Raw genomic sequence first — 5,655 nt, 5'->3', positions numbered from 1 at the left:
GTACGGGGGACACGGGGGTGTTCCCGTACGGCGGCCGGCGGCCGCGGCAGGGGCCCGGCAGGCGCCCCGTCGCCCGGGCCGTGCGACGCCCGGACGATGGGACCGGTTCGCCGGGGCGGCCCCCGGCCGGTTAGGTTTCTGGTCATGACCGACACGACTTCCACCCGTACCACCGGCGCCGTCGCCGCCGGCCTCGCCACCATCGCAGGCGACGGTTCCGTCCTCGACACCTGGTTCCCCGCGCCCGAGCTCACGGCCGAGCCCGGCCCGGCCGGAACCGAGCGGCTCAGCCCCGACCGTGCCGTCAACCTGATCGGTGAGGGCGCCGCCAAGGCCATCGGCGTGGACGCCCGCCGCGGGGTCGAGGTCGTCGCCGTGCGTACGGTCATCGCCTCACTCGACGACAAGCCGCTCGACGCCCACGACGTGTACCTGCGCCTGCACCTGCTCTCGCACCGCCTCGTCCAGCCGCACGGGCAGAGCCTCGACGGCATCTTCGGCTTCCTCGCCAACGTGGCCTGGACCTCGCTCGGCCCGGTCGCCGTGGACGACCTGGAGAAGGTGCGGCTGAACGCCCGCGCCGAGGGCCTGCACCTCCAGGTCACCTCGGTCGACAAGTTCCCGCGCATGACGGACTACGTGGCCCCGAAGGGCGTCCGGATCGCCGACGCCGACCGGGTGCGGCTCGGCGCGCACCTCTCCGCAGGCACCACAGTCATGCACGAGGGCTTCGTCAACTTCAACGCGGGCACCCTCGGCACCTCCATGGTCGAGGGCCGGATCTCCGCCGGCGTCGTCGTCGGCAACGGCTCCGACATCGGCGGCGGCGCCTCCACCATGGGCACCCTCTCCGGCGGCGGCAAGGAGCGCATCGTGATCGGCGAGCGCTGCCTGGTCGGCGCGGAGGCCGGGGTCGGGATCGCACTGGGCGACGAGTGCGTCGTCGAGGCCGGTCTGTACGTCACCGCCGGCACCCGGGTCACCCTGCCGGACGGCCAGATCGTCAAGGCGCGCGAGCTCTCCGGCGCCTCGAACATCCTCTTCCGCCGCAACTCGGTGAGCGGCGCCGTCGAGGCCCGCCCGAACAACGCGGTCTGGGACGGCCTCAACGACGTCCTGCACAGCAACAACTAAGCGGCGGCGAGCAGTTGCTCGTACGCCCTCCGCAGCCCGTCGGCCGCCTCGCGCCCGGCGGGCTGCAGCGGTTCCCGGACCGGGCCCGCGTCCAGCAGCGCCTTCGCCGTCACGGTGCCGGGCAGCCCGGACGCCATCATCAGCTCGACGAGCGGCACCAGGAGCCCGTTCAGCCGTGCGGCCTCTGCGGTGTCCCCGGCGTCGAACGCGTCCAGTACGGACCGCAGCTGACGGGGCGCCACGTTGGCGACCGTGCTGACCCAGCCCGCGCCGCCCACCGCGTACAGCGGAAGATTCAGCTCCTCGCAGCCCGAGTAGTACGCGAGCCCGGTGGCGGCGATCACCTTCGTCGCGCCCAGCAGATCCTGCGAACAGTCCTTCACCGCCAGGACGCGCGGGTGCTCCGCCAGCCGCAGCAGCGTCTCCGGTTCGATGCGGGTGCCCGTGCGGCCCGGGATGTCGTAGAGCATCAGCGGGAGGCCGGACGACTCGGCGACCCGCAGGAAGTGCGCCTCGACGGCGGCCTGCGGCGGCCGGCTGTAGTACGGCGTCACGACCAGCAGACCGTCGGCGCCCGCCTCCTCCGCCTGCCGGGCCAGCTCCACGGTGTGCCGGGTGTCCGCGCTGCCGACGCCCGCGACCACCCGCACGTCCGCGCCGACCGCCGCACGCACCGCGCGCACCAGCGCGGTCTTCTCGGCGTCGGAGGTGGTCGGGGACTCGCCGGTGGTGCCGCTCAGCACCAGGCCGTCGCAGCCGTCCGCGACCAGGGCGGCAGCGTGCCGGGCTGCCGCGTCCGGATCGAGGCCGCCGTCGGCGGTGAACGGGGTGACCATGGCGCAGAGGGTGCGGCCGAAGGGGCGCGGGCGAGGTGCGGCGGGTGGCGTCATGTTCGAAGTGTCGGCCACCCAACCGTGAAGGTCCACTTAGTTCTGCTCCGGCTGAAGGTGAAGGAGCGCTCAACTGTCCTGAGGTGCGCAGCTTCCCGCCGGAGGCGTCAGCGGCGGGCCATGTACAGGCCGAAGGCCTTGTGCAGCAGCTTGTTCACCGGGTAGTCCCACTCGCCGACGTACTCGGCGGCCCGGCCGCCGGTGCCGGCCTTGAAGCGCAGCAGGCCCATCAGGTGGTTGCTCTCGTCGAGGGTGTCGGTGATACCGCGCAGGTCGTAGACGGCCGCGCCCCGTTCGTGGGCGTCGCTCATCATCCGCCACTGGATCGCGTTGTTCGGCTGCACCTCGCGCCGGCGGCTCGTGGAGGCACCGTACGAGTACCAGACGTGGGTCCCGACCGTCAGCATCGTCGCGGCGGAGAGTACCTCGCCGTCGTGGTGCGCGAGATAGAGCCGCATCCGTCCGGGATCCTCGGCGCGCAGCGCGGTCCACATGCGCTGGAAGTAGACCAGCGGGCGGGGGATGAAGCGGTCGCGCCCGGCCGTTTCGCGGTACAGCTCGTAGAAGGCCTCAAGGTCGTCGTGGTCGCCCTCGACGACCTTGACGCCCGCCTTCTCCGCCTTCTTGATGTTGCGCCGCCACTGCTGGTTCAGCCCGCCGCGGATCTCCTCCAGCGACAGCCCGGCGAACGGCACCTGGAAGACGTACCTGGGCTGTCCGGCGCTGAAGCCGTCCGAGCCGCCGTCCTCGCCCTGCTGCCAGCCCAGCCGGCGCAGTTGGTCCATCACCTCGGCGGCCCCCGGCTCGATCACGTCCGGCTCGACATCGCGCAGCCGGCGCGCGGCCGGGTCGGAAACGGCGTCCTTGACGGTCTGCGCCTCCCAGCGCCGGACGACCACCGGCGGGCCCATCCGTACCGTGAACGCGCCCCGCGCCTTGACATGAGCCACCAGCGGATCCAGCCAGGGCCGCAGATCGCCCTCGTGCCAGGGAATGACGGGGCCCTCCGGCAGATAAGCCAGATACCGCTTCACCCGGGGGATCGGGCGGTACAGGACCAGCGCGGCGCCGACGATCCGCCCCGCCTCGAACCAGCCGATGCTCTCCGCGCGCCAGTCGGGCTTCACCTCGCCCCACGAGGGAACCTGCATATGGCTCACGGAACCCCGGCCGGCGACAAACGCCAGGTGCTGTTCGCGCGTGATGCCCTCGACCCGCAGCGACATGCGGTACTCCGTTCGTTGTCCGATTCGTCAGCCTAACGACCACGGGCCGGGCCGCTGTTGACCTCAATCGCACTTCACGTATCAGGGTGGCTGTCACGGGCGCACCACAGGGGAGCGCCCGCGAGGGGAGCAGCCATGAGCGTGGAATTCGTGTCCCGGCCCGATTTCACCCGTGCGGACGCGGGGATCGTCAAGGCCAGTACCTGGGACGTCGGTACGCCCGAACGGCAGCGGCAGGCCGTCGAGGCCATCCGGGAGGCCTGGGCGAGCCGGGAGTGGCCGCATCCCGGGCCGCTCTCCTACACGGTCGGCGCCGGTGAGGACGGCAGGACGCTCCTCCACTACTCGCAGTGGCCGGACGAGGAGAGCTACCGGGCCTTCGTCCGGACCGGCCGGGATGAGCGCAACGCCGACGTCGACGCGGCCGTGCCGGGCATCGAGCGGCTCGGACTGCACACGTACGAGCTGTACCGCTCCACGCCGCCCGACGGGTCCGACGCCCGGGAACCGGGATGTGTCGTGACCGTCGACGTCGAGTTCGAAGGGGCGGACAGGGCACGGCAACGCGACTGGGTGGACAGCGTGTTCGAGGCGCTCGGCACGGACCCGGCGCCCGCGCCCGGCGGCATCGCCGGACACTTCCACGTGAGCACCGACGGAACCCGGGTGCTCAACTACGCGGAATGGGTGAGCACACAGGCCCACATCGACGCGCTGGCCGCTCCGGGGAACGGCGTCGGTTCCCGGACGCTGCAGTGGGAGCGGGTGCAGACCTACCCCGGGGTGACCGGCGGCGGCGTGCGCCGCTACACCCCTGCGCTCAGCCTGCGGCCGGGCGCGCAGGGACGGTGAATCAGCCGGGCCGCGGGCCGGCCGCCGGAGCCCCGCGGGCGGGCCCCGGCGGTCCTGCCCCGGTTCCGGGCGGCGTGCGGCGAAATACGTTTACGCTTGGGCGGCCTGTCCCCGTACGCGCCCGGAGCTCCGGCCCCGGCGGCGCGCACGCCCCGTACGTTCCTAGGAGACCCCCCTGATGTCCGCAGAGCGCCCCACCCTGCCGCCGGTACGGCTGCACACCGAGGCGGAGCTGGCACGGGACGCGCTTGCCGCGCCGCTGCTCGCCCGCGCCGTCCGGCTCGCCCGCTGGGCCGGGCCCGGCACCAGGGTCGGCGCCGGTGGCGAACTCGTCGACGCCCAGCTGCCCGCGGCGGCCGAACACCTCGGCCTCGCCCCCGACGAGGACGGTGCGGCGCTGGCCAGCGAGGCCTGGCGGCTCGCGGTCGACACCGGGCTCGTCGAGGTCGAGGACCCGGAGGTGGACGAGGAGACGGAACCGGGCACGGACGACGAGGACGCCTTCGGTGAGGAGGCGGAGGGCACCGTCACCGCAGGCGAGAACCTGGCGCTGCTGACCGGCGGTGCGCCGAGCGACGTCCTGGCGATCTGGCTCGACGGCCTGGAGGCCGCCCACGCCGACGCCACCGCCCCCTTCTTCGACGACTTCGCCGACCTCGTCGGCGAGGACGGGTCGATCGACTTCGACGCGCTGGACTGGGACCCGGAGACGGAGGCCGAATTCCTCGACGGGGTGCTCGGCAACCTCTATCTCCTCACCGTCGGCGACAGCGCCGCGGGCGACGCTCCCGTACCGCTGCCCGCGCTCGCCGCGTCGATGATCGTGCCCGACGACATGGGCGAGCCCACCGACGACATCCTGGAGCAGGTCTCGGACGCGATGATGCGTCTCGACGACCAGTTCCGGGTCCTGGAGCCCATCGGCATCGTCGAGTACCGGCCGGTGGACGAGGCGCTGCTGGCCGAGGAGGGCGAGGACGCCACCCCGCCCGCCGACGACGAGGACGTCACCCGGTACGGCATGGTGAAGCTGACCCCGCTCGGCCTGTACGGCGTCCGGGCCCGGATGCTGGACGCGGGCGTGGCGGCCCCGGCGATCGGGGACCTCGCGGACAAGGGTGCCGACGGGCTCCTCGGAGGCATCGCGTACTACCCGGAGGAGGCGGCCCGCAGCGAGGTCGGACTGTGGCTCGCCGGACGCGCCGCGGGCTCGGCGGCCGCCGAGCTCCTGGACGCGGCGCGCGGCGAGGACCCGCAGGCGCCGCTGCGCCGGCTGCACTGCCAGCAGGCGCTCGCGCTGGCCGGTGCGGAGGCCGAACCCGCCGTGCGCGCCGTGCTCGACGACGCGGAGCTGGGCGGTCTCGCCCGGGTCTGGCTCGCGGAGCTGGGCGCCGCCGACGTGCCCGCGCCGCCGGAGTCGATGATCTTCTGGCTGGCCGTCGACACGATCGCGGCGCAGCTGGAGGCCGACGGCGATCTGGACGAGCTCCAGGGACTGGTCGAGGGGCTGTCCGGCCAGCACAGCGGCTTCTTCGACGAGGTGTGGCGGGTGG

The 5,655-nt window shown here is 73.2% G+C and carries 5 protein-coding genes; 3 read left to right on the top strand and 2 right to left on the bottom strand.

The features are described from left to right. Positions 1 to 144 precede the first annotated feature (144 nt). Positions 145 to 1,134: a 2,3,4,5-tetrahydropyridine-2,6-dicarboxylate N-succinyltransferase gene (gene dapD, locus ACFVW8_RS38140; protein WP_389698477.1), complete on the top strand. Its 990-nt coding sequence runs from the start codon at positions 145 to 147 to the stop codon at positions 1,132 to 1,134. Here dapD and dapA read toward each other — a convergent pair. Beyond that, positions 1,131 to 2,024, bottom strand: a complete 894-nt coding sequence (gene dapA, locus ACFVW8_RS38135; RefSeq protein ID WP_389698475.1) for a 4-hydroxy-tetrahydrodipicolinate synthase — start codon at positions 2,022 to 2,024, stop codon at positions 1,131 to 1,133. The two genes, dapD and dapA, sit on opposite strands and share 4 nt — an antisense overlap. Positions 2,025 to 2,131: 107 nt before the next feature. After that, positions 2,132 to 3,250 (bottom strand): lipid II:glycine glycyltransferase FemX, encoded by a 1,119-nt coding sequence (locus ACFVW8_RS38130; RefSeq protein ID WP_389698473.1) that lies wholly within the window; start codon positions 3,248 to 3,250, stop codon positions 2,132 to 2,134. Between the two features lie 135 nt (positions 3,251 to 3,385). Between ACFVW8_RS38130 and ACFVW8_RS38125 the strand changes: the two genes are divergently transcribed. Both ACFVW8_RS38125 and ACFVW8_RS38120 read left to right on the top strand, forming a co-directional pair. Further along, a complete protein-coding gene (locus ACFVW8_RS38125; RefSeq protein WP_389698471.1) occupies positions 3,386 to 4,102 on the top strand; it encodes an antibiotic biosynthesis monooxygenase in 717 nt (238 codons plus the stop codon). 178 nt (positions 4,103 to 4,280) lie between these two features. Beyond that, positions 4,281 to 5,655: hypothetical protein (locus ACFVW8_RS38120; protein WP_389698469.1), on the top strand; the 1,375-nt coding region annotated here is incomplete at its 3' end.

Origin of the sequence: Streptomyces sp. NPDC058221 (assembly GCF_042882365.1) — a bacterium.
Taxonomy (GTDB): domain Bacteria; phylum Actinomycetota; class Actinomycetes; order Streptomycetales; family Streptomycetaceae; genus Streptomyces.
Note: the sequence above shows the minus strand (reverse complement) of the source record. Positions and strands in the feature narration are given on the sequence as shown.